At 41.0% G+C, this 21,944-nt stretch carries 30 protein-coding genes; 25 read left to right on the top strand and 5 right to left on the bottom strand.

Translation table 11 applies throughout. The features are described from left to right. Window positions 1-121: 121 nt before the first annotated feature. Window positions 122-2,110 carry a methyl-accepting chemotaxis protein TlpB gene (gene tlpB / locus NSQ76_RS15295; protein WP_034622103.1) on the top strand — a complete coding sequence of 663 codons (1,989 nt, stop codon included), beginning with the start codon at window positions 122-124 and terminating at the stop codon, window positions 2,108-2,110. Window positions 2,111-2,200: 90 nt separating this feature from the next. Beyond that, window positions 2,201-2,725, top strand: a complete 525-nt coding sequence (locus tag NSQ76_RS15290) for a type 1 glutamine amidotransferase domain-containing protein (RefSeq protein WP_024423278.1) — start codon at window positions 2,201-2,203, stop codon at window positions 2,723-2,725. Window positions 2,726-2,798: 73 nt separating this feature from the next. On the opposite strand, the gene NSQ76_RS15285 is transcribed toward NSQ76_RS15290, so the two are convergent. Then, window positions 2,799-3,791 (bottom strand): Gfo/Idh/MocA family protein, encoded by a 993-nt coding sequence (locus tag NSQ76_RS15285; RefSeq protein WP_034622101.1) that lies wholly within the window; start codon window positions 3,789-3,791, stop codon window positions 2,799-2,801. Between the two features lie 197 nt (window positions 3,792-3,988). Between NSQ76_RS15285 and NSQ76_RS15280 the strand changes: the two genes are divergently transcribed. The 4 genes from NSQ76_RS15280 to NSQ76_RS15265 all read left to right on the top strand — a co-directional run bounded on the left by NSQ76_RS15280 (window position 3,989) and on the right by NSQ76_RS15265 (window position 7,392). Then, entirely contained in the window at window positions 3,989-4,381 is a 393-nt protein-coding gene (locus NSQ76_RS15280; protein WP_034622098.1) for a DoxX family protein, read from the top strand. A 66-nt stretch (window positions 4,382-4,447) separates the two neighbouring features. After that, window positions 4,448-5,590, top strand: a complete 1,143-nt coding sequence (locus NSQ76_RS15275; RefSeq protein WP_024423275.1) for an AI-2E family transporter — start codon at window positions 4,448-4,450, stop codon at window positions 5,588-5,590. A gap of 127 nt (window positions 5,591-5,717) precedes the next feature. Then, complete coding sequence (locus NSQ76_RS15270; protein ID WP_025094210.1) at window positions 5,718-6,551, top strand: undecaprenyl-diphosphate phosphatase; 834 nt, start codon at window positions 5,718-5,720, stop codon at window positions 6,549-6,551. Between the two features lie 367 nt (window positions 6,552-6,918). Beyond that, window positions 6,919-7,392, top strand: a complete 474-nt coding sequence (locus tag NSQ76_RS15265; protein WP_024423274.1) for a hypothetical protein — start codon at window positions 6,919-6,921, stop codon at window positions 7,390-7,392. 35 nt (window positions 7,393-7,427) lie between these two features. On the opposite strand, the gene bioB is transcribed toward NSQ76_RS15265, so the two are convergent. From bioB to NSQ76_RS15250, 3 genes are all read right to left on the bottom strand, one after another. Further along, a complete protein-coding gene (gene bioB, locus NSQ76_RS15260) occupies window positions 7,428-8,423 on the bottom strand; it encodes a biotin synthase BioB (RefSeq protein WP_034624561.1) in 996 nt (331 codons plus the stop codon). A gap of 151 nt (window positions 8,424-8,574) precedes the next feature. Beyond that, on the bottom strand, window positions 8,575-8,925 hold the full coding sequence (locus tag NSQ76_RS15255) for a hypothetical protein (RefSeq protein WP_024425911.1): 351 nt from the start codon (window positions 8,923-8,925) through the stop codon (window positions 8,575-8,577). A 219-nt stretch (window positions 8,926-9,144) separates the two neighbouring features. Next, window positions 9,145-9,522 (bottom strand): helix-turn-helix domain-containing protein, encoded by a 378-nt coding sequence (locus NSQ76_RS15250; protein WP_024425910.1) that lies wholly within the window; start codon window positions 9,520-9,522, stop codon window positions 9,145-9,147. Between the two features lie 159 nt (window positions 9,523-9,681). On the opposite strand from NSQ76_RS15250, the gene NSQ76_RS15245 reads away from it, so the two are divergent. The 18 genes from NSQ76_RS15245 to NSQ76_RS15160 all read left to right on the top strand — a co-directional run bounded on the left by NSQ76_RS15245 (window position 9,682) and on the right by NSQ76_RS15160 (window position 20,950). Beyond that, window positions 9,682-9,945: a helix-turn-helix transcriptional regulator gene (locus NSQ76_RS15245; RefSeq protein WP_034624558.1), complete on the top strand. Its 264-nt coding sequence runs from the start codon at window positions 9,682-9,684 to the stop codon at window positions 9,943-9,945. Beyond that, the gene (locus NSQ76_RS15240) at window positions 9,942-10,094 is read left to right on the top strand and encodes a hypothetical protein (protein WP_162860191.1); all 153 of its coding nucleotides are present in this window, start codon (window positions 9,942-9,944) and stop codon (window positions 10,092-10,094) included. The genes NSQ76_RS15245 and NSQ76_RS15240 overlap by 4 nt, the downstream gene beginning before the upstream one ends. Further along, window positions 10,072-10,314 (top strand): hypothetical protein, encoded by a 243-nt coding sequence (locus NSQ76_RS15235; RefSeq protein ID WP_029706250.1) that lies wholly within the window; start codon window positions 10,072-10,074, stop codon window positions 10,312-10,314. The genes NSQ76_RS15240 and NSQ76_RS15235 overlap by 23 nt, the downstream gene beginning before the upstream one ends. Before the next feature lie 50 nt (window positions 10,315-10,364). Then, entirely contained in the window at window positions 10,365-10,766 is a 402-nt protein-coding gene (locus NSQ76_RS15230; protein ID WP_034624557.1) for a hypothetical protein, read from the top strand. Continuing rightward, the gene (locus NSQ76_RS15225; RefSeq protein WP_024423268.1) at window positions 10,763-10,969 is read left to right on the top strand and encodes an XtrA/YqaO family protein; all 207 of its coding nucleotides are present in this window, start codon (window positions 10,763-10,765) and stop codon (window positions 10,967-10,969) included. The genes NSQ76_RS15230 and NSQ76_RS15225 overlap by 4 nt, the downstream gene beginning before the upstream one ends. 130 nt (window positions 10,970-11,099) lie before the next feature. Continuing rightward, window positions 11,100-11,618 (top strand): sigma-70 family RNA polymerase sigma factor, encoded by a 519-nt coding sequence (locus tag NSQ76_RS15220; RefSeq protein ID WP_024423267.1) that lies wholly within the window; start codon window positions 11,100-11,102, stop codon window positions 11,616-11,618. A 152-nt stretch (window positions 11,619-11,770) separates the two neighbouring features. Beyond that, window positions 11,771-12,415, top strand: a complete 645-nt coding sequence (gene terS / locus NSQ76_RS15215; RefSeq protein ID WP_024423266.1) for a phage terminase small subunit — start codon at window positions 11,771-11,773, stop codon at window positions 12,413-12,415. A gap of 8 nt (window positions 12,416-12,423) precedes the next feature. Continuing rightward, window positions 12,424-13,725 (top strand): PBSX family phage terminase large subunit, encoded by a 1,302-nt coding sequence (locus NSQ76_RS15210; protein ID WP_162860192.1) that lies wholly within the window; start codon window positions 12,424-12,426, stop codon window positions 13,723-13,725. Then, entirely contained in the window at window positions 13,722-15,179 is a 1,458-nt protein-coding gene (locus tag NSQ76_RS15205; protein WP_034624554.1) for a phage portal protein, read from the top strand. Before NSQ76_RS15210 ends, NSQ76_RS15205 begins: the two co-directional genes overlap by 4 nt. 38 nt (window positions 15,180-15,217) lie before the next feature. After that, the gene (locus tag NSQ76_RS15200; protein WP_341054640.1) at window positions 15,218-16,306 is read left to right on the top strand and encodes an XkdF-like putative serine protease domain-containing protein; all 1,089 of its coding nucleotides are present in this window, start codon (window positions 15,218-15,220) and stop codon (window positions 16,304-16,306) included. 22 nt (window positions 16,307-16,328) lie between these two features. Beyond that, complete coding sequence (locus NSQ76_RS15195) at window positions 16,329-17,252, top strand: phage major capsid protein (protein WP_024423262.1); 924 nt, start codon at window positions 16,329-16,331, stop codon at window positions 17,250-17,252. Between the two features lie 13 nt (window positions 17,253-17,265). Beyond that, complete coding sequence (yqbG, locus tag NSQ76_RS15190; protein ID WP_024423261.1) at window positions 17,266-17,649, top strand: protein YqbG; 384 nt, start codon at window positions 17,266-17,268, stop codon at window positions 17,647-17,649. Continuing rightward, window positions 17,646-18,002 carry a YqbH/XkdH family protein gene (locus NSQ76_RS15185; RefSeq protein ID WP_025094218.1) on the top strand — a complete coding sequence of 119 codons (357 nt, stop codon included), beginning with the start codon at window positions 17,646-17,648 and terminating at the stop codon, window positions 18,000-18,002. Before yqbG ends, NSQ76_RS15185 begins: the two co-directional genes overlap by 4 nt. After that, window positions 17,999-18,496, top strand: a complete 498-nt coding sequence (locus NSQ76_RS15180) for an HK97 gp10 family phage protein (protein ID WP_341054635.1) — start codon at window positions 17,999-18,001, stop codon at window positions 18,494-18,496. The genes NSQ76_RS15185 and NSQ76_RS15180 overlap by 4 nt, the downstream gene beginning before the upstream one ends. A 4-nt stretch (window positions 18,497-18,500) precedes the next feature. After that, entirely contained in the window at window positions 18,501-18,956 is a 456-nt protein-coding gene (locus NSQ76_RS15175) for a phage tail terminator family protein (RefSeq protein WP_024425901.1), read from the top strand. Continuing rightward, window positions 18,943-19,155 (top strand): hypothetical protein, encoded by a 213-nt coding sequence (locus tag NSQ76_RS15170; RefSeq protein WP_034282476.1) that lies wholly within the window; start codon window positions 18,943-18,945, stop codon window positions 19,153-19,155. The genes NSQ76_RS15175 and NSQ76_RS15170 overlap by 14 nt, the downstream gene beginning before the upstream one ends. Before the next feature lie 3 nt (window positions 19,156-19,158). Further along, window positions 19,159-20,505 carry a phage tail sheath family protein gene (locus tag NSQ76_RS15165; protein ID WP_103131529.1) on the top strand — a complete coding sequence of 449 codons (1,347 nt, stop codon included), beginning with the start codon at window positions 19,159-19,161 and terminating at the stop codon, window positions 20,503-20,505. A 1-nt stretch (window position 20,506) separates the two neighbouring features. Beyond that, a complete protein-coding gene (locus tag NSQ76_RS15160) occupies window positions 20,507-20,950 on the top strand; it encodes a phage tail tube protein (RefSeq protein WP_024423257.1) in 444 nt (147 codons plus the stop codon). Between the two features lie 284 nt (window positions 20,951-21,234). Here NSQ76_RS15160 and NSQ76_RS20975 read toward each other — a convergent pair whose 3' ends face one another. After that, complete coding sequence (locus tag NSQ76_RS20975; protein WP_350223447.1) at window positions 21,235-21,291, bottom strand: putative holin-like toxin; 57 nt, start codon at window positions 21,289-21,291, stop codon at window positions 21,235-21,237. A gap of 184 nt (window positions 21,292-21,475) precedes the next feature. Between NSQ76_RS20975 and NSQ76_RS15155 the strand changes: the two genes are divergently transcribed. Then, window positions 21,476-21,916: a phage tail assembly chaperone gene (locus tag NSQ76_RS15155; RefSeq protein ID WP_012011040.1), complete on the top strand. Its 441-nt coding sequence runs from the start codon at window positions 21,476-21,478 to the stop codon at window positions 21,914-21,916. The last annotated feature ends 28 nt before the right edge of the window (window positions 21,917-21,944 follow it).

Here is a 21,944-nt window from a genome sequence, read left to right as displayed (position 1 = left end):
CATTCGATGCATATAAATTGGGTAATTTGGACTTATTTAGACTTTAATAAGTTAAAAAAGTAAAGAACCTAGTAGTACTTCCGATATATATACTATCTTACTAAAAGGAGTTTTCTTTTTTATGAAATTCATACAGTATTTCAGAAAGCCATCTATTTCAAAAAAGCTCGTATTCTCTTTCTTATTTATTCTTTTATGCCCAATCATCGTATTGGCATTCTCTTCATACCATACGGCAAGCACCTCCTTAAATGATCAAATTATGCAAAGTGCAAAGGAAAACGTAGAGCAGCTAGATAAAAATATTACGAAGGTTGTAAAAGTGAAAACAGACGCAGCCGATTTCTTTAGCAAATGGATCACGGAGAAAAAGCTCAAGCAAAAAGGAACGACCGATATTCAAGGACGCTTTGAGCAGTTCATGAGCATGAATGATGACACAGAAGGCATTTTTGTCGCTTCAAGTGACGGTAAAGTGTTTTCAAGATATCCTAATCAAAAAATGCCTGCCGATTATGTCGCAACTGAGCGTGATTGGTATAAAGACGGCTGGGCGAAAAACGGTGAGCTGTCTGTTTCAGCACCATATGCAACGGCTTCAACCGGTACACTTGTGGTGACCATCTCTAAAAAATTAGAGGATGGATCAGGCGTCATCGCGATGAACCTAGACATTGCGAATCTAGTTAAAGAATCCAATAGCATTAACATTGGGAAACAAGGCTATGCCTTTATTGGAAGTCCAGATCGTACATATGTGGCACATCCAAAGAAAAAAGCAGGAACAAAATTATCCGGTGAATGGTTAGAAAAACTGTATTCACAAGATAACGGAGCTATGAGCTACATGTTTGAAGGAAAAGAAAAGCAAATGGAGTTCACCACAAACAAGGCGACTGGCTGGAAGATTGTCGGGACGATGTTTGTCAGTGAAGTAGAAGAAGCTGCACAGCCAGTCTTTAACATGGCCGCTATTATTTTAACAGGCGCGCTTATCATTGGCGGGATTCTAATCTTCTTTATCATCCGTTCCATTACAAAACCACTTTCCACTCTTGTCTCTTCTTCGAAGAAGATCAGTCAGGGAGATTTGACAGAAAAAATTGATGTCCGCTCAAAAGATGAAATTGGACAGCTTGGCACAAGCTTTAATGAAATGAGTGAGTCCCTAAGAGATGTCATTCAAGCTGTACAAACATCTGTTGAGAATGTCGCTTCATCATCTGAAGAACTGACGGCGAGCGCAGGTCAAACAACAAAAGCAACCGAACATATTACATCATCTATTGAAACATTCTCAAACGGCAACGAAAATCAAAGCGAAATGGTGGAGCAAAGCGCGGCTCATTTAAAACAAATGAATGAGGGTCTGAACGAAGTTGCCGAAACGTCTGATGTCATCACATCGTCATCTATTCAATCAAAAACAGTTGCGGAAACAGGCGGACAGCTTGTGGAGCAAACTGTTGGCCAAATGAAGACGATTGACCATTCAGTGAAAGAAGCTGAAGGCGTGATCAACGGGCTAGAGCATAAATCAAAAGATATCACAAACATCTTAGGCGTGATTAACGGTATTGCGGATCAAACGAATTTACTTGCACTAAATGCCGCCATTGAAGCAGCACGCGCAGGCGAGTCAGGCAGAGGATTCTCTGTTGTTGCCGAAGAAGTGCGTAAACTAGCGGTTCAATCATCGGATTCAGCAAAAGAGATTGAAAAGCTTGTAAATGAAATCGTCACTGAAATTGAAACATCTCAAAATATGTTCAAAGCAGTGAATGAAGAAGTGAAGAATGGTCTTACAATTACAGATCAAACGAAAGAAAGCTTCTCACAAATAAATGAACAAACAGCGGAAATCGCAGCAAGAATGAATGAAATGAATACAACGGTGCGTGAGCTGTCGAAAGGATCTGAGCAAATTTCTAAAGCAGTGAATGAAATTGCAGATGTATCGAGAGAGAGTTCAGCAAGCATCCAAGATATCGCAGCATCTGCTGAAGAGCAGCTTGCTTCTATGGAAGAGATTAGTTCTTCATCTACGACTCTTTCCCAAATGGCGGAAGAATTACGTGATTTAATTAAAAAATTCAAGATTAGTGAATAAGGTTAAGTGGTTCTCCTCAAGGGGAACCGCTTTTCTTTTTAACAGGACATCTCGTACAATAGAGGAAATCGAAAGAAGAGGAGAGATAGTATGCGTTTATCAGATAAGAAGGTCATTGCGTTTGTCAGCGATGATTTTGAAGATTTAGAGCTGTGGTATCCGGTTCTACGATTAAGAGAAGAGGGAGCAACTGTCCATCTTGTAGGTGAAAAAGCAAATCATGAGTACATCGGGAAATATGGTGTGCCGGCGGTATCCGATGCAGATTTTTATTCCATTCAAGCTGATGATTATGATGCTGTGCTTGTCCCTGGTGGATGGGCGCCTGATAAACTGCGCCGCTATCCAGAAGTATTAGACATCGTCCGTACATTTGATGCGAAGGCAAAACCAATCGGTCAGATTTGTCATGCCGGCTGGGTGCTGATATCAGCAGGAATCCTGAAAGGCAGACAAGTGACAAGTACACCTGGTATTAAAGATGATATGACAAATGCTGGTGCGGACTGGTTCGATGAGGCAGTTGTCACAGATGGCCACCTCATCTCCAGCAGACGCCCGCCTGACCTTCCGCCGTATGTGAAAGCATTTGCGGATGTGTTAGCGGCAAAATAAATGACTGACACGAAACGTAAAAAACAAAGGGCGAACAAATCAATCATTCGCTCTTTGTTCATCATTTCATGCCCTATACATTTTGTCTGTCGGCAGGATACATCACGCCCATTTGTCTTCTCGCTTCGTCCATGACGGACATGGTTTGAACAGATAAGGCAAATGTATTGACCGGAGACTGCCCCATTCCCTGCTGAATACACTCAATAAAATGATTCATTTCATAAGACATAGCTGGCTGATCATCTTTGAGAGAGATGTCAGTTTGATGTCCGTCACGGTCATATATCGTAATTTGTGAAGGACGGTGGAATTGATCAATCACCATTGTAGCATCCTCGCCTTGAATTTCAGCCGATAAATGAGACGTTGAAATCTTAGAATGAAAAAGAAGTGCTTGATGCCCGTCATACTGTAAAAGGACTGAACCGTTCCCATCCACACCAGAAGAAAGCTTATAGCCTCTCGCGGTGATTTGATTCGGCAGACCAAATAAGGATATGACTGGGTAAACGAGGTACACCCCGATATCCATTAAAGAACCATTGGATAGCTCAGGCTTAAAGGCATTTGGAAGCTCGCCGCTTCGATAGGCATCGTATCTTGAAGAATATTTACAGTAATGCGCGACCACTTGCCTGATAGGTCCAAGCTGATCAAGATGCTGTTTGATTTGAAGGAAGTTAGGCAGAAATGTCGTTTTCATCGCTTCCATCAAACAAACGTGATGTTTTTTCGCTGCGGCAATCATTTCTTCCACTTCTTTTCGATGAGAGGCGAATGGTTTTTCGCATAAAACATGCTTTTGATGCTCCATCATCAACATGGCTTGCTCTTTATGAAGGGCATTTGGACTCGCAATATACACGGCATCAAACGTATCACTTTCCGCCATTTGTTGTAAGTTCGTAAAAAACGTATCAATCCCATATTTTTCGGCAAAGGCCTGTCCTTTTTCAGCGGACCGTGAATAGACGGCTGTACATGTAAAATCAGCTAGTTCTTCACCAGCTTGTAAGAACCGATCTGTAATCCAGTTCGTTCCGATGACAGCAAATCGAATCATGTGATTCCCTCCTTCTGCTTTTCTCTGATTATACATGCTTTGAAAGCGTTTGTATGAAAGAATATTCTTTTTATTGACAAGCGGATGAAACCTTTATATAGGCTGAAACGTCTTATATAAAGGATATAAATGTACGAAAAGTGGGTAGTTTCTTCCTTCTTCGGGTAATACTCAAGATAGAAGGGAGAGGAGAAAACATGAAGCGCGTCCTGCATATAGGAAGTACATACACCTTTGCGCTTTTATTCATAGCGGCTGGTATTTTTCATGTGATAGAGCCGAGCGGCTTTGCCCGCATGATGCCAGGCTGGCCATTTCCATATGTAATGGTCTATGCGACTGCATGTTTTGAATGGCTGCTTGCCGTGCTGCTGCTTTTGCCAAATGTCAGGATTACAGCGGCAAAATCCATTGCTGTCTATCTTGTACTCATTTTCCCTGCAAACTTATTTGCTGCTCGTGAGGGAATACCATTTCCAGGTCAAGAAAATACAGAACAAGCCTTGCTATGGATAAGGCTTATTGGACAGCCGATTCTCATTGTATGGGTGATGTCTATTGCAAAATGGGAAAAAAAGCTGAAACAATGACCACCATATCATGATCAAGTAGTGTACAATTTACTCATAAAAATAGCCCGTGTTTGGAGGAACGATATGAACTCTATGCAAATGTGGAGCAGTCGATTTAGAAAATTTTTTCTTGATAACAAGTTTGTTCTCTTTTTACTCGTCCTGTTATTAATTGGATTGAATATCCTTGTTTTCATGAAAACATCATTTATTTTCACACCGCTCATTGTACTCGTCAAAACCATTGCCTTACCGATTATTTTAACGGGGGTCGTGTATTATTTATTAAATCCAATTGTCAACTTGTTAGAGAAAGCAAGAATTAAGCGGATCTATTCCATTTTGCTTTTATATATTGTCATTATTGGGATTATTACAGTGACCATCGTGTCCATTATTCCTTTTTTACAAGCTCAAACCATGAGTCTATTTCATAATCTTCCGAAATACGTCGATACGGTAGAAGATCAAATTAGACAATTAACAGGAAGTAACTTTATTAATCAAGTGCAAAACTCGATGAACTTTAACGTGTCTGAATTAGTAAGTAAAGCATCCAGTCAAGCGACGAAGATTTTGGAAAGCACCTTTACCGGTGTAGGAACATTCTTAGGGGCGCTCACAGAAGTCATCATCTCGATCGTGACTGTGCCGTTTATTCTGTTTTATCTATTAAAAGACGGCAAAAAGCTGCCTGACTATCTATTGAAATTTTTCCCAAGTAAAATGAGGGAACATACACATATCATGCTTCACGAAATGAACCACCGTCTGAGCTCGTATATTCGCGGACAGATCATTGTCAGCTTCTGTATCGGTGTTCTTCTGTTAATCGGTTATATGATCATTGGACTTGACTATGCGCTGCTGCTCGCTATCATTGCTGCATGTACAAGCATAGTGCCTTACCTTGGTCCAACAATTGCGATTACACCAGCGATTGTGATTGCACTTGTGACGTCACCAGTAATGCTGTTAAAACTCATTATAGTCTGGACAGTGGTTCAGCTAGTTGAAGGGAAATTCATTTCTCCTCAGGTGATGGGGAAAAACCTTCATATTCATCCCATTACAATTATTTTTGTTATATTAACAGCTGGGAAATTGTTTAACGTGGTCGGCATCATTGTCGCTATTCCGACGTATGCCGTTCTGAAGGTCATCACGACTCACTTATTTGATTGGTTCAAAATGCGGTCCAATTTGTATAAAGAAGAAAAGGTTTGATGTCATAATCTTTTTTTGAAAAAAATATAGTATCATAAAGACGAGCTTTCGATGAAGGAAGCTTGTCTTTATGTGGACATAGATGTTTGGCGTGTTCAAAAGATCAGAATTGAAAGGAAAGAAAATCATGAATCTATGGGATTTATTCGTGGCACTGGTTTTAGGAATTGTCGAAGGATTAACAGAGTACGCACCTGTTTCATCTACAGGTCACATGATCATTGTCGATGATCTTTGGTTAAAATCAAAGGAAATTATTACGCCAGAAGCGGCCAACACATTTAAAGTCGTGATTCAGTTAGGCTCAATTTTAGCTGTTATGATCGTGTTTAAAGATCGTATTTTAAACTTATTGGGCTTAAAGAAGAATATCACCGAAGAGCAAAAGCGCAGCGGGCATAAACTGACCATCGCCCAAATTGCAGTTGGACTTGTTCCAGCCGTCATTTTAGGATTCTTATTTGAAGATTATATTGATAAATACTTATTTGACGTCAGAACAGTCGCTGTCGGTTTGATTTTAGGGGCAGTGCTGATGCTTGTCGCTGACTGGATCAATAAACGAAAAACAGAAACAAGCTCTGTCGATAACATGACGTACAGACAAGCGCTTTATATTGGACTGTTTCAATGTTTAGCATTATGGCCAGGCTTTTCGCGCTCAGGTTCGACGATCGCAGGCGGGGTTATTCTTGGTTTGAATCACCGTGCTGCGGCAGACTTTACATTTATCATGGCGATGCCGATTATGGCAGGAGCAAGCTTGTTAACCCTTGTGAAAAATGCCGAATATTTAACACCGGACATGCTGCCATTCTTTATCGTCGGCTTTGTGAGTGCGTTCGTTGTGGCTCTCTTTGTTGTTCGATTCTTCCTAAAACTGATCAATAAAATCAAACTGGTGCCTTTTGCGATATACCGAATTATCCTAGGTGTGATTTTATTTATCCTGTTCATGTAATACTGTAAACTACTCTTTTATAAAGAGTAATTTCAGCGTGTAGACAAACCCTCGCATTCGGTGTCAGGTCTGCGCTCCAGTGCTCACGAATGTCGAATTCGCTCCGGTGCTCGTCCTTCCTAGACTGCAAAGGTTTTCTATCACGCTGAAAAGAAGACAAAGGGCTAAAATCAAGATCATTTTAGCCCTTTGTCAACAATCTGAAACTACTCTTTTATAAGAGTAGTTTTTTTGTTATTTCGCCTAATTAAACAGTAAAAACACCCTCTTAATTGGTAGAATAAGAATTTTTTTCATAAATTAGTGTTTAAGAGACAGATAAAGGGGTAGTACATAAACATACCAATTAAAGGAGGAGTTAGAAATAATGAGAAAAACAAGCAAAATGTTTGTTGGTTCTGTCATCGCTACATCAATGATTGCTGCCCCTCTATCTCTTACGACTTTTGGTCAAACGGCTGAAGCTGCTACAACAACAGGGGTTGATGGAAGTGTCTCTATTGATCCAGTAGCCATTGCCGATAAAATTGAACAAGCAGTAAAGTCATCTCAAAATCGTGATGGATTCGTAAAAAATGCAGCATACAGTGCGTTCTATGAAGCAGGTCAAAACTACAACGTAGTTGTCCAAAACTTAAGCCAAGACCACGACTTTAGCGGTCTGAACAATGTTGTTTACTATGATAGTGTTGAATATGACGGTATTACGTTTGGTATTTGGGTATTTGAAGATGGTACGTTTGTCAATAATGGCGACGGTGGATATATTAACTGGACGTTTGTTGGCAGCTTTGACCGAGAAGATGGAAGCGGAACTGTCGATTTTCATAAAAGATTCTAATCTTAAAAGTCTGCCGGAGAATCGGCAGACTTTTTTTATAACGCACATTCTTCTATTTCAAACCCTAAATCTTCAATGATGTGATGATCCGTTTGGACTTGCTGGCCTTTAGTTGTTAAATAATCACCAACAAAAATGGAATTTGCGGCATAAAGTGCGAGCGGCTGGAGTGTCCGTAAATTAAACTCTCTGCCTCCGGATACCCGAATTTCTTTTGTTGGGTTGACAAATCTCATCATTGCCAGCACTTTCAATGCTTTGATTGGGTGTGTTCGTTTTTGATGCTCAAGCGGTGTTCCTTCGATGGCATGAAGAAAGTTGACTGGAATTGAATCCGCATCAAGTGCTCTAAGCGCAAAAGCCATTTCAACGATCTGCTGATTGGTTTCACCCATTCCAATAATGACCCCTGAGCAAGGTGACATGCCAGACTGTTTGACCTGCTCAATGGTCGACACGCGGTCATCGTATGTATGAGTTGTCGTAATTTGAGCATGATGATCATGATGTGTATTGATATTGTGATTATACCGATGAACACCCGCTTCCTTCAGCCGCTTCGCTTTTTCTTCATTTAATAACCCAAGACAGGCACACACCTTCAAAGGCATCGTTTCAGTGATCTCCTTGACTGCTGCTGTGACTTCATCTAATTCCCTATGAGAAGGCGCTCTCCCGCTTGCCACAATACAATAAGTCCCGGCTTTTCTTTTAAGAGCTTCACGCGCACCATCTACAATGGTCTTTTGATCAAGCATTGTATATCTTTCAACTGGTGCTTTTGAAATCATCGACTGTGAACAATATCCACAGTTCTCAGGGCAATATCCACTTTTCGCGTTAAAAATCATATTTAATTTCACCTTTTTTTGAAAAAAATGAAATCGTACCTGATAGGCTGCTTGCATAATAGATAACAATTCTCTATCGTCAGCTTCAAGAATGTCTAGACCCTCTTGCACCGTGATCGGTTCATTTTTCATCGCCTTCTCCGCTATTGCTTCCCAAGACAAAGACAGCTGCTCTCTCATCATGAATGCCCCCTTAATATGTTAACTTATTTTTATTAAAAGTTAACATATTGGGCGGATGTTGGCAATCATGATTCAGATGAAACCGACTCTAAACACCAAAAGGCGATGACTTCATGTCATCGCCTTTAGATATGTAAAGCTAGATTGTTTATCGAACAGTAATATAGTTAATCACAAGCTCGCCTAGTGAATTATAGTAGGAAACTGTTACAGAACCGCGTTGTACAGCGCGAATCCAAGTGAAGTTTGGAGCTGTTTGATCTAATTGAATTGCATACGTTGCACCCGACACAGAAATTTGGCTTGCTGGAAGAGAGACGGCGATTGAAGAACCTACAGAAAGTGTACGGTTCACCGTAATTACTTTATTCATAATAGGAGCTTTTGCTATGACTGGTTCTTTTGGCTGTGCAGCTGCATGAGCACCTTCAGTTTGAGAGAACGTAAGAGCACCTACAGCAGCTAAAGACAATGTACAGATTTTCATGAATTTTTTCATCGGTAACACTCCTTTTTTTTGGTATATACATATATTAATAATAATAGAATTATTTGTCAATTAAAATATATGAAAAAAAGAGTAATTATGGCGAAAATTGTCACATATTTGTTGGAAAAAATATGATTTTTTATTCATATGCTATTTCTTTTTTAAGGGAAAAAGAGGTATAAAAAAAAGCTGGGTGCGTCCCAGCGTAAAGCAGATGAAAAGAGATGATCAATTGTCGTCACGCTTTTTTGGCTGACGACCTTTTTGCTTCTCTTTTTCTCTAATGTAGTTAATAAAATCGATGGTTTGTCTTCGTGCTTCTTCGGAAAAATCTGAGGCTGCTTTAAACGCAATTTGCAAATCAGGATCGTCTGCAAGATCGTCATCGGGCCTGCCTTTGTCCTTACCTGTGAGAAGATAATCGGTTGAGACCCCATATAACTCGGCAATTTTCACAATCATTTCACCGTCGGGTTTTCTCAAGCCGTATTCCCAGTTTGCATAAGTGGACATTGCCTTTAATCCGAGTTTTTTAGCAACTGTTGACTTGCTCCATCCATGCTTCTCTCTTAATTCAGTTAGAATCTTCCCAGTCAAATTATCCATCAGAAACACCTTTTTTCATGTTATGAGTAAATTTTATCATGAATTACACGGAAAAGATAAATAAATACACAAAAAGAATAAAAATGTGATTGACTTACTCTTTACGTGTATATTATCATAATGAATATAACTTACACATATTGAGTAAGAGGTGGACAGATGAAACTTGAAAATTTACGAGAAGAGCGCATATTGCAAGGTAAAACACAAACCTATATGGCGAAAAAATTGGGATATAAGTACACAAGTGGCTATGCGAATATCGAAATGGGCAGAACGAAGCCTAGCTTAGAAATAGCAAAGCATATTGCAGATCTGCTGAATACCGGGGTTCAAGAGCTTTTTTTTGGCCAAAAGTTACACGAAAAGAGTAATTCTTTAAGAGAAGATCGGTTCTTAGAAAAGGGGAGACGAGCAGAATGAATATTGAACATCCAATGGTGACTCAGATGAGTGACTTTGGTTATCCAAAAAGCTATTGGTTATATGACATGAAACGATATGGATACCAAACAGAAATTGAGGACAGCTTGGAGGGAGCTGAAGAAGATGAGACATCAGCTGACGTTTGATGCTAGAAAAGAAGCGCAGCTTTGTTTAGACCAAGCTGGCGGCTGGATCGCCTTTCATCGTCAGAAACCGATGTTTGTTTTTGCCACAGCAGAAGAGAAAGAGACATATATGACCCTCCTGGAGGCTAAGGTCGATGATACAAAAAAGGAGGAATCAGGGCAACGTGAAACGATGGAAGCAAATCATGACATTTTTGAAATGCTTGCTCAAAGCGAGTAAAAACGAACAAGACATCCGCCAGTGGTCAAAGGATGACGGGAGATCATAACATGGTCATCCATTTAATTATTGAACATGAGCATTTGTTAACAAAAGAGACATTGATGAAAAGAATACGATCAGCTGCAAAAGGGCAATGCCCGCAAAAATTAAAAGGCGCACTATCACTTGAAATTCGTTTATTTGATCACATGCCGTTTGACATAGCTGACTGCCAAAAAAAGCGTACATACGCAGAAAAAGGGTTGATACGCCCAGTACACGTCAGCATCTTTCAGCCGAATCTACAGCATATTCAAGAAGCACTTCATTCTATAGCTGATGAAGTCCCTCTGCAGATGGTCGATTTAAGAGTTTCCCAGTTTTATAGTATGTGTCCAAGAGTTGAAATCATTATCAATACGGTAGGTGGTGGCACGAGGCCATCACCAAAAAAGGAGACAAGCATATGAACGAGCCAAAACAACTATTCATTCAAGAAAACCAAACATTTGTCGGTGAGATGGAAAAAGGAAAAATTCAAGTCATCGTGTTAGATGGGAATGTAGGAACGGCTTATAAAATGGATGTACCTGAACATGGAAAAACCATTATTCAAACGGCAAAAGGTCATTTTGCAAGAGTAGATCACGAGATTGGTTTTAAAATCAGCTAACTGACTGAACACATCAAAGCACAATATTATGTCCAAGACGGAAAGCCTGCGGACACTGATCAAGACCCTGCTAAAAGGGGGCTTGATTGGTGTCCGTTTTTTATTTTCTTAAAAAAGGGAGAGAGCCAATATGCAAGATTTACTCATTGAATATAAAAGAGCTTTAAAGAATGCTAGAAAACAATATGAACCATTTAAAGAAAAAGAAGAACATCAGCTGTCCGTTCAAGACAAGCATGATAAAAAAATGATCGCCAGTATGGTAAGCGATCTGGAATACGTAGTAGAATGGCTTCAAATCGGAAGAGAGCCAGGTGCGCGCAGAGGATTAGACAGACGTTCAGTCTATCAGCGTACCATTCTCGCAAATCCAGAAGTGTTAGAGGCTTTATCACATGAATATACCCTTATTCAAGAGAAAGAAAGAGAAGTCAGTGAGAGAGACAAAAGACGAATTGATGAAGCTTTGTCTGTTTTAACAGATCGAGAAAAGGACGTATTCTTTATGCACACAACACAAGGGTTATCGTTTAGCGAGATTGCGGTTATGCTGGATGTCAAAAAAGGAACTGTCCAAAAACATATGGAAAGAGCGCGGACGAAGATGTCCAAAAAAGTACAAGAACGCCTATTCAGAGCTGCTGAATAGGTGTTTTTTCTGTTCAAAAATAAAACAGCTAAAGCTTGTCTTACAGTTGCCACCTATAGTTAGAAAGACCAAACGAATGTTTGCTAGCCCTACACAAATGATTCCTTCAGAGGGAATCATTCGAATTAAAAGGAGGCGGCAGGTGAATGTAAATGAAAGATAAACGGATAGAGGCCAAGCAGGATTATATGAAGGGGATGACGTACCAGCAAATTGCTGATCATTACAATGTCTCGATCCATACCGTCAAATCGTGGAAAAGGCGATACGGATGGCAAAGACAAAAAACTTCGTCAAAGCAAGCACACTCGATTTTCAATCAATTTCTTTCAGATGAAACGATTGAAATCATGGAGAAAATGGATGGACGCACATCGCTTGATTTAATCTGGGATCAAATTCAAATTCAATATGCAGCCATTATTCGTGCGCAGCGAATCATGTATGTAGCAGATCAAGAGGACATGATTAAAGAGCTGAAAAAGGCGGCATACATGCCATCTTCATTAGAAGAAACAGGCGAAGGCATTCAGCCAGAACTAGACATCACCTCAGAAGAATACTCGTTTCAATTTTCATGGGATCGGCATGCCACGTTTTTAAATGCACAATCCCGTGCAATGGGTGAACTCAGACGTCTAATAAAACAGTTTGAAGAGCTCGCACATGCGAAGGATGAACGAAGATTAAGGCTGAAGCAAATTGAACTGACGATCGAAAAAACGAAAAAAGCAGTGCGTGAAGAAAAAGAGGAAGATCTTCAAATTATGATCAAGCGAAAAGAGGACGACTCATGACGCCATTGATTGAAAAAGAAGTCAATCCTCATTTTGAACATTTTCTATTCGATTGGAATCAAAAGTTTCAATTTTTAGTAGGGGGCTATGGCTCCTCTAAAAGCTATCACATTGCTTTAAAGCTTGTCTTAAAGCTGTTGGAAGAAAAGCGGACAGCACTTGTCATTCGAGAAGTGTATGATACGCACCGCGAATCAACCTTTTCTTTATTACAAGAAATCGTTAGCGACCTCGGCATCGACCACGTGGTGAAGTGCCGAAGTTCGCCGCTTGCACTAACATTTCGAAACGGCAGCAGCATCCTATTTAAAGGACTGGACAAGCCTGAAAAATTGAAATCGATCAACAACATCTCGATCATTTGGATTGAGGAATGTTCAGAGGTTTCTTATGAAGGTTTTAAAGAGCTGCTTGGAAGGCTGAGGCATCCATCCTTACCGCTTTATATGATGTTATCGACGAATCCTGTTGGTCAGGATAATTGGACGTACAGACATTTTTTTCGAGATGAACAGCTGAAGCGATTTGTTTTAGATGACGAAACCTTATACAAAAAGCGAACTGTTGTCATCAAGGATACGTACTATCATCACTCCACGGCGGAAGATAACCTATTCCTTCCTAAAAGCTACGTGAAGCAGCTGGATGAGCTGAAAGAGTATGATCCAGATCTCTATCGTATTGCGAGGAAGGGGTATTTCGGCATTAATGGCACAAAGGTTTTTCCTCAATTTGAGGTGAGAAGCCATTCTGATGTATTAGAAGCCATTCAGCAGATTGACAGACCGCTGAAACGAGCAGGGATGGATTTTGGATTTGTTGAATCATACAATGCGCTCATTCGGTTAGCTGTCGATCATGAAAAAAAGTACTTATATATTTATTGGGAATATTACGATCGCGGGAAAACAGATGATGAAACAGCCACTGACTTGAAAGAGTTCATTGAATCAAAGGAACTGATTAAAGCCGACGCAGCCGAACCTAAAACCATTCACTATTTTCGGCAGCGCGGCTTTCAAATGGTAGCGGCACATAAATTCCAAGGCTCACGTTTGCAGTATACAAAAAAAATCAAACGGTTTAAGAAAATTATTTGTTCTGATGCTTGTCCATATACCATCTATGAACTTCAATCACTAACCTATAAGGCAGATAAGGATGGACGTCTAGAGGAAGATGAATTTCAAATCGATCCGCACACTTTATCAGCCATCTGGTATGCGCTGGATGATTATGAAGTGACAGATTTGAAACAGACCGCCTCAGAGCGTGTCCGTCCAAACAGAGAGAGGAGGTCCATACAATGAAACAATTGAAAGCAACCATTATGAAGGCAAACATGTCTGATCATACAAAACAAATGTATGCAGATGAATTTTCCTACGAAAAAGATGACATTGTTCCCCCGCCTTACAATATCAATGAATTAAAAAGCATGGCAGAATATTCAACCATTCTTCAGCAATGTATTGATGCGTATAAGACCAATATTTTAGGCTTTGGTTTTGGTGTAGAATATGCCTTTGACTTTAATGCAGAAGGTGTGAAACCGGCAAAAAAGAAAGCAGCAGAGAAGGAATGGACAAGACTTGAAGAGTTTACGAAATACATGAACTATGATGAGTCTGCTGATGTGGTGCTTGGCTATGTCATCGAAGACCGGGAGAAAACGGGGAATGGTTTTTTAGAGGTTCTCCGAGATGGTCAGGGAAAGCCGGCAGGAATCGAGTATTTAGATGCGCTCCATATCCGTATTTGCAAGCTTAGTGAGCCAGTTGACGTTGAATTCCGGTATACAGAAAACGGCGAATTGAAAACAATGAATCGAAAGAAACGATTCCGTAAATATGTGCAGGTGATCAATGAAAAGAAAGTCTTCTTCAAGGAGTATGGTGATCCGCGCATTTTACATTGTGAGACAGGCAAATACGATGACACCACCCCAGAGCCGCTGCGCGCAACAGAAGTGATTCATTTTAAAATAGGCAGTGGAACGTATGGGATTCCCCGCTGGATTGGCAACATCGTCAATATGTATGGGGCACGCAAGGCAGAAGAATTGAACTATCTTTATTTTAAACAAGGGCGGCATGTACCTGGTGCCATCATTGTCGAAAATGGAATGCTGTCTGAGTCTTCCTATCAGCAGCTTCAGGATTATATGGACGATATTGAAGGCTCTGATCATGCACATAAATTTCTATTGCTTGAAGTCGAAGGTCTCCCGACGGAAAAAGGGTTAACTGGAGAAGAAGATGTCTCAAATGTCAAAGTGAACTTCAAATCCCTAGCAGAGATCTTGCAAGAAGATGCACTCTTTTTAGAATATGATGAAAAAACAAGAAACAAAATCCGCTCTGCTTTTCGCCTGCCGCCTATTTACACAGGTGAGTCTCAAGACTATAACAAAGCGACAGCCGATACGGCGCGGAAAACAACAGAAGAACAGGTATTTCAGCCTGAACGGCATCTCATCACAGGAAAGCTCAATACCCTTTTCTTGCCGGATCTTGATATTTGGCATGTTCGTTTCCTATTAAATGGTCCTGACTTTAGAGATCCATTAGAGATTGCCAAGGTTCTGACACCGTTTATTCAGGCTGGGGCAGTGTCACCAAACGATTTGCGAGATCTAGCAGGACGTATCCTTGGGAAAACGTTAGAGGAATGGCCGGAGGATCTCTATCACAGACCTTTAGAAAGCCGCATGACATCAGCCGAACAACAGCCTCAACGAGAGGCCAATCAGCTGAAGAAATAAACCGAAGCGCATGCGCTTTTTTGAAAGGGGGTGAACATATGCCAAGAGAATTAAAAAACGCAAAAATTACGCATGTTTCCTATGTGGACAGAGCCGCAAACAAAAAGAAATTCTTTTTGATGAAGGCAAAGAAAAGCCAGCCTGACTTTCAAAAGGAGGTTAGTGTGCTGACAAAGGCAGAAGATGCTCATCGTCTTGTGTATGGTGTCGTGTATGAACCGAATACACCTGATGCACACCAAGACTTTATGTCTGCAAAAGAAATTGAAAGAGCGGCACATGGTTTTATGAAGGATGCTCGCCACATTGACAAGCAGCATGATTTTCAACATGGTGTGGGCGAGGTTGTTGAATCGTACATTGCCCCCGCTGATTTTGAGGTAGGCGGTGAGCTGATTCGAAAAGGATCTTGGGTGCTCGTAACAAAGGCTTCCCAAGAGATTTGGGATCAAATTCAGAAAGGCCACATTACAGGCTATTCAATGGCTGGAACGGCGGACATCGTAGCAATAGAAGAACAAGATCAGCTCCTATCTCAAAGCACAAATGAGAGAGGGCTTTTTTCTTTGCTGAAAAATTTCTTTTTGAAAGAGGAAGGTGCAAACATGTCACAACAATTTTGGAGCGTTTTAGACCATCTGCTGGAAGCCTTACAGTCAAGTGATGGTGATGAGGCGGGTGTAAGATCAGCGCTTGAGCAATTGCTGCCAATCGTGCAGGACATTTTGAAGACAGAAGATGTGCTTCAAACGATTGGTGAAAGGCCAGCCTCCGTACAAAAACAAGATGCCGCTCTGACAACGGAGCAAGTACAAGAGCTTGAAAAAGCAAAAATGGCCATTGAAAACGTCTTACAGCAGGCAGAACAGCAGAAAACAGATCAAACAGGGGAAGAACCTGTCCAAAAGGTGCTTGAGCAAGTCGTTGCACCGATTCGTCATCAGCTTTCTTCCTTAGAGAAATCAGCCAGCAGAGAAAAAGCAGCGCTTGAACAAGTGCTTCAGCAGCAGCTTTTGCCTATTTCAGAGCGGATTCACATGCTTGAAAAAGCGCGCGGCATGTCAAAACAAACAATCCACGATACACAAAACGACAGTACAAAGCCCATATGGGATGGCTTACTATAAGCCTAAATAAGGAGGAAACAGTGTGAGAAATCAAGAGTTGATTCGCAAGGCCGAAATGACACTTGCCAGCTTAAAAACCGGCGGTCTCATGAACGCAACCCAATCCAACACATTCATTAGAATGATGCAAAATACACCAACCGTTTTAAATGATGCACGTATCATTCCAATGGAAAGTGATTCACAAAAAATCGAAAAAATCGGCTTTGGCCAGCGTATTTTGCGCCCAGCAGAAGAAGGCAAAGCACTTGATGCGAAAGACCGTGTTGTCCCAGCGACAAGCACTGTCCAGCTAAATGCGAAAGAGGTCATCGCAGAGATTCATATGACCTATGACAGCATTGAAAACAATATTGAGAAAGACGGAATTCAGCAGACGATTATGCAAATGCTCGCTGAACGAGCAGCCGTTGACATTGAAGAGCTCATCGTCAATGGCGATACGACTTCAGCAGATCCATTTTTAGCTCAAATGGATGGCGTGAGAAAACAAGCAGTTTCTCATATCGTAGATGCAAACGGAGCGGAAATCAGCCGCCAAATGTTTAAGCAAGCCTATAAAGCGATGCCGTCAAAATATTTACGTGTACCTCAGGATTTCCGTTTCTACACATCCCCAAGTTTAGAAGTTGAGTGGAAGGATCAAGTAGCAAACCGTCAGACAGGCCTCGGAGATGCGGCCATTCAAGGCGGACTTTCTTCTGCATTCGGTGTGCCGGTCAAAGGCCTTGCCAATATGCAGCCATATGACGAAGCGGGAACAGACGTATCAGATATTTTGCTGACACACCCTAAAAATATTATCGTAGGTTTCTCTCGTCATATTCGAATTGAAGTAGAAAAAGATATTCGCAGCCGTAAATTTATTATTGTCCTCACAGCGAAGCTAGACAGCAAATTTGAGGAAGAGGATGCTGTAGCAAAAGTGATGAAAGTGAAAGAGTAGGTGACGGCAGGCCATGATCATTTCTGCTGAAGAACTGCAAGCCTATTCTGTCTTTGATCGTGTGAAAAATCGATCTGTGGAAAGACTGACAGCAGATATTATCGAAGCAGAAGCTGCGGTATTTCAGATCGTAGGTCACGATTTCTCAAGCGAAAAATATCAGCCCCTCCCTGAAAAAGCAAGAATCGCATTATTAAAAATGGCCCAATATTTTGCCATGCTGAATGATGATGAATCTATGATGAAAGGCTTTACGTCAGAGAAAATGGGCGATTATTCATATGCGAAGGCAGCTGATCAAGTCAAAGGCAGACCCTATGTATATGCCCTGCTTGTAGATTACATTGAACCAACATTGACCGGCGGCAGTGCCAAGTTAAAGGTGAGGTCATTATGAGCTATCAATCTCTATTAACAGACCGCTGTGATCTTTTTCACCTTGAACAGCAGGATTCCGCCCGCGGGAAATTTGGAATTCCAGCTGATGATTTACAAATAACACTTTCCTATCCCGATGCTCCCAGCCTGACCGATCTTGCTTGTTATGTCATAGAAAAAAACCAGTCACTTGTGCAAGAAGAGCCGAATACAGTCATTTATCAATCCTATCTTGTCCATTTTCCTTTAGCAAGTGATATTCGCTTGCATGACAAAATGGTGTGGAATGGCGTGTCACTCAAATTACAGCAGCCTAAAAAAGTGAAAAATCATCACATCGAAGTGATAGCAGTCAGGAAGGAAAATCTATGAAAATTGCTGGACTTGACCGGCTGATTTCACAGCTGCAGACAGCGGGTGATGGCGGCTTAAAGGCAGAATATCAAGATTGGCTGGAGGACATGGGCCTGCAGTTTTTAGACATCATTCAGGATGAATTAATCAAGGAGAATGCTGTCGATACAGGCCGGCTTCTTAGATCCTTTACACAAGGCGATAAGGAGAATCATTTTCTCATTTCAAAAGGCGGTCTCACACTTGAAGTGGGAACGCAGCTTGAATATGCCTCCTATGTCAATGACGGACATGCCACTTCTTCAAGTGGAGAGCGAAGATGGGTGCCTGGCAGATGGACTGGCAGCCGCTTTGAATATGATCCGAATGCAAGTACAGGAATGATGCTTGCCTCTCAATGGATTGATGGCAATGGCTACTGGGATCATGCCGTCATGCTCTATGAGCAAATGTTTGAACAGTCGCTGGATCGAAAGCTGCAAAGCTGGTTCGATCGACATTTTGGGAGGTGATGGAATGAATCAAGAAGTCGGGGCAATCATGCATTATATCTACACACACTTTCCTGTGACAATGTATGATCGTCTTTTGCCAGAACGCTTTCAAGTGCCATCCGTTTATGTGCCGCCTGTGACAGTGATCAGTGGTCCAGATACGGTCTCTACCTTTATGAAATCTTATTCGCTGCAAGTGAAAGTCTTTCATATTGATACAGAAAAAGCACATGATGCGGCAGAAACAATCGTTGATGCATTGCTTGCTGATCGTCAAATCATTCAGATGATGAGTGAAGACGGAGAGGTGCTTGATGATTATGTCCGCATAAAAAGAGTGGAAACAAGAATGATAGATCAAGGTGTAGCAGCGATTGTCCTGACGTGGGATAGCAGCTATTGGTATAACCGCGACAAAGAGGCAAGCCTTGAAGACATCAACTTTTCAGATGGGGTGATCAAACGTGAGCAAGACTAAACATGCTCAGCCTGCTCAAACAGCCGGCGAAGAAAAAGAATTTGGCTTTTCATTTGAAGCCTTGAAGGAGCACAGTAAGGATCTTTTTGGGGTCAAACCAGAAATCCTTGAAGGGGCTCTTTTTTATATCAAACATCAACCAATTACAAAAACAGAAGCGAAAAAGCACATTGATGCTTTTTTGTCCAAGGAGGTTTAAAGGATGAACGGAGGCACTTTTACACCGGGTACAGAGAAAAAGCGTCCTGGCATTTACTTTAATTTTAAAACAACAGCAGAGCAGCGAATTACTTTAGGCGATCGAGGTACGGTGGCACTTCCCCTTGTGATGAGCTGGGGAGAACCAAAAACCTTTATTTCCGTTTCAAATATGGAAGATTTAAATAAAAAGGTTGGACTCAACATTGATGATAAGTCACTTCTTCTTTTCCGTGAAGCAAAGAAAAAAGCGCAAACGGTCTTGCTTTACCGTCTCAATGAAGGAGAGCCGGCCAAAGCCGAAATTGCTGAAAATTTTGTAGTCACAGCAAATTATGGCGGCCAAAAAGGAAATGAGATCACAGTACAAGTCGCCGAAAATGTACTTGATAGCACAAAACGCGATGTGATCACTTATCTTGGAACAGACATTGTGGATAAACAGGTTGTCACTGATGTGAAAGATCTTGTGAAAAACAAATACGTTCAATTTTCTGGTGAAGGTGAAGCTGTCATCACAGCTGGTGTGGCACTAAGCGGCGGGAAAAATGGCGTGGCAAGTGTCGCAGATTATACAGCTTTCCTAGAAGCAGCAGAAACAGAATACTTTGATGTCATTGCCCTTCCAGTCGATAATAGTGAGCAATTAAAAGCAACCTTCGCTTCATTTATCGAACGTTTACGTGATAAGCAAGGACGTAAGGTGCAAGGAGTTGTGGCGAATTATGCAGCGGACCAAGAAGGAATCATCAATGTGACAAGCGGCGTTGTCCTCGAAGATGGAACAGAACTAACACCTGCTCAAACAACAGCATGGGTCGCAGGTGCAAGTGCCGGAGCAAATTTCAATCAGTCATTGACCTTTGTTGAATACGAAGGAGCGGTCGATACATTAGAACGCCTTGACAATGATCAAGTCGAATACCGATTATCTCAAGGGGAGTTCCTTTTCACCTTTGATGCGCGAGATCGCACGGTGAGTGTTGAAAAAGATATTAACTCCTTGACAAGCTTCACAGCTGAAAAGAACCAGCAAATGGCGAAAAACAAAATCATTCGTGTGCTTGATGCGATCAACAATGATTTAACATTCGAATTAAAAAATCTGATTAAATTACGTAAAGCCAATGGCAATGACATTCCAGCATCAGATGATGGTGTGCAGCTTGTGAAAACACTGATTACCCAGTATCTCACACAGCTTCAAGATGGCAGCGGTATTACAGGCTTTAATTCAGAAACAGATATCGTGATCGGTCTCAATGAAGATCGTGATGGATTTATCATCGATTTAGCGGTTCAGCCAGTAGATGCAGCAGAAAAATTCTATTTCAATGTGGAGGTGAAGTAAGATGGCTTTTAAAGCGCAAAATACAATTTCAGGTAAAGAAGGTCGTCTTTTCTTAGAAGGTGAGGAACTTGCATTTATCAAAACCTTCGAAGCAAACGTGGAGAAAAACAAATCAGAAGTCAACGTCATGGGCCGCCGAATGACTGGCCATAAAACAACGGGAGCAAATGGAACAGGAACGGCAACATTCTATAAAGTTACGTCCCGTTTCGTTCAATTAATGCTCAATTATGTGAAAAAAGGAGAAGATCCATATTTCACTCTTCAAGCGGTAATTGACGATAAATCATCAGGCCGTGGCACTGAGCGTGTGACATTATTTGATGTCAACTTTGATTCTGCTAAAATCGCTGGATTGGATGTTGATTCAGAGGCACTTGAAGAAGAAGTTCCTTTCACATTCGAGGACTTTGACCTGCCTGAAAAACTGAAGAATACATTCTAAGAAAAGTGGAGGAAATTAGCTGATTAATTAGCTAAATAACAGCTGAATATGCTATAATGCAGTTGTAATACAACCGTCTTGATGCCGTCTTCATTTCGTCTGGTAACGTCTTGTATTCGATTCATTAAAATATGTTTACTTGCAAAGCAATTTGCATAAAATAAAAAGAAGCCAGGATGCTCTAACATCCCGGCAATGTACAATGAGGCCCTTCAAGGGGCTGGCTTATCGAATAGGTTCTTTAGGTAGACTTCCCTTTAACCTTCCACAGCTCAAGGGGGAGTCTATTTTTTGTCTATATACGTCAACAAAGTAAAGATAAACATCCCGAATAAAAGCATAAGGGAAATCGCTTCAAATGTTGACATATGCATCACCCCCTTCCTATCGGGGATGAGTCAGACGCCCTTGAGCAAGCCGTTCAATTGTACAATTTAAATTATACATGAAAAGATTGGAAAGCACATTCAAAAATGGATGTGCTTTTTTGCATTCAAAAAAACATAACAAAGGGAGTTTTTAAACATGAGTGAAAAACAAACATTTGATCTTTCATTTTTTATGCCAGGACAAACAGTAGAAGCGGAAGAAGTCAAAGTACCGATTTCTAAGCGTTTTGTTGATAAAAAAGGAAATGTCATTCCTTTTGTCTTTAAAGCTATTACAACTGAACGTATTGATGAATTGGAAAAAGAAAACACAACCTTCAAAAATGTCAAAGGCAGAGGACGTGTGAAAGACTTAGACAGCCAGCGCTTCTACGCACGTATTGCGATTGAATCGACGATTTATCCAGATTTCCGCTCAAAGGAATTAAGAGAAGCCTACAGCACACAAGATCCAGTTGAAGTAGCAAAACGTGTCCTGTCAGTCGGCGGTGAATATGCGAACTGGTTAAACAAAGCGATCGAAATCAACGGATTCGAAGATGAAATTGAAGATTTAGAAGAAGCAGCAAAAAACTAATAAAAGATGGGGATAAAGAAGCGGTGTT

It is taken from the genome of Bacillus sp. FSL M8-0256, assembly GCF_038005765.1.
Classification (GTDB): domain Bacteria; phylum Bacillota; class Bacilli; order Bacillales; family Bacillaceae; genus Bacillus; species Bacillus safensis.
This window is presented reverse-complemented; position numbering and strand designations above follow the sequence as displayed.

Coding starts and splice junctions, on each gene's coding strand:
- yqbG (WP_024423261.1), top strand. CDS start 17,266: ATGATCATTTCTGCTGAAGAACTGCAAGCCTATTCTGTCTTTGATCGT.
- NSQ76_RS15280 (WP_034622098.1), top strand. CDS start 3,989: ATGAAGCGCGTCCTGCATATAGGAAGTACATACACCTTTGCGCTTTTA.
- NSQ76_RS15270 (WP_025094210.1), top strand. CDS start 5,718: ATGAATCTATGGGATTTATTCGTGGCACTGGTTTTAGGAATTGTCGAA.
- NSQ76_RS15250 (WP_024425910.1), bottom strand. CDS start 9,522: ATGGATAATTTGACTGGGAAGATTCTAACTGAATTAAGAGAGAAGCAT.
- NSQ76_RS15245 (WP_034624558.1), top strand. CDS start 9,682: ATGAAACTTGAAAATTTACGAGAAGAGCGCATATTGCAAGGTAAAACA.
- NSQ76_RS15230 (WP_034624557.1), top strand. CDS start 10,365: ATGGTCATCCATTTAATTATTGAACATGAGCATTTGTTAACAAAAGAG.
- terS (WP_024423266.1), top strand. CDS start 11,771: ATGAAAGATAAACGGATAGAGGCCAAGCAGGATTATATGAAGGGGATG.
- NSQ76_RS15285 (WP_034622101.1), bottom strand. CDS start 3,791: ATGATTCGATTTGCTGTCATCGGAACGAACTGGATTACAGATCGGTTC.
- NSQ76_RS15275 (WP_024423275.1), top strand. CDS start 4,448: ATGAACTCTATGCAAATGTGGAGCAGTCGATTTAGAAAATTTTTTCTT.
- NSQ76_RS15240 (WP_162860191.1), top strand. CDS start 9,942: ATGAATATTGAACATCCAATGGTGACTCAGATGAGTGACTTTGGTTAT.
- NSQ76_RS15160 (WP_024423257.1), top strand. CDS start 20,507: ATGGCTTTTAAAGCGCAAAATACAATTTCAGGTAAAGAAGGTCGTCTT.
- tlpB (WP_034622103.1), top strand. CDS start 122: ATGAAATTCATACAGTATTTCAGAAAGCCATCTATTTCAAAAAAGCTC.
- NSQ76_RS15175 (WP_024425901.1), top strand. CDS start 18,501: ATGAATCAAGAAGTCGGGGCAATCATGCATTATATCTACACACACTTT.
- NSQ76_RS15200 (WP_341054640.1), top strand. CDS start 15,218: ATGCCAAGAGAATTAAAAAACGCAAAAATTACGCATGTTTCCTATGTG.
- NSQ76_RS15180 (WP_341054635.1), top strand. CDS start 17,999: ATGAAAATTGCTGGACTTGACCGGCTGATTTCACAGCTGCAGACAGCG.
- NSQ76_RS15225 (WP_024423268.1), top strand. CDS start 10,763: ATGAACGAGCCAAAACAACTATTCATTCAAGAAAACCAAACATTTGTC.
- NSQ76_RS15220 (WP_024423267.1), top strand. CDS start 11,100: ATGCAAGATTTACTCATTGAATATAAAAGAGCTTTAAAGAATGCTAGA.
- NSQ76_RS15155 (WP_012011040.1), top strand. CDS start 21,476: ATGAGTGAAAAACAAACATTTGATCTTTCATTTTTTATGCCAGGACAA.
- NSQ76_RS15205 (WP_034624554.1), top strand. CDS start 13,722: ATGAAACAATTGAAAGCAACCATTATGAAGGCAAACATGTCTGATCAT.
- bioB (WP_034624561.1), bottom strand. CDS start 8,423: ATGAGAGAGCAGCTGTCTTTGTCTTGGGAAGCAATAGCGGAGAAGGCG.
- NSQ76_RS15185 (WP_025094218.1), top strand. CDS start 17,646: ATGAGCTATCAATCTCTATTAACAGACCGCTGTGATCTTTTTCACCTT.
- NSQ76_RS15265 (WP_024423274.1), top strand. CDS start 6,919: ATGAGAAAAACAAGCAAAATGTTTGTTGGTTCTGTCATCGCTACATCA.
- NSQ76_RS15290 (WP_024423278.1), top strand. CDS start 2,201: ATGCGTTTATCAGATAAGAAGGTCATTGCGTTTGTCAGCGATGATTTT.
- NSQ76_RS15235 (WP_029706250.1), top strand. CDS start 10,072: ATGAGACATCAGCTGACGTTTGATGCTAGAAAAGAAGCGCAGCTTTGT.
- NSQ76_RS15255 (WP_024425911.1), bottom strand. CDS start 8,925: ATGAAAAAATTCATGAAAATCTGTACATTGTCTTTAGCTGCTGTAGGT.
- NSQ76_RS15165 (WP_103131529.1), top strand. CDS start 19,159: ATGAACGGAGGCACTTTTACACCGGGTACAGAGAAAAAGCGTCCTGGC.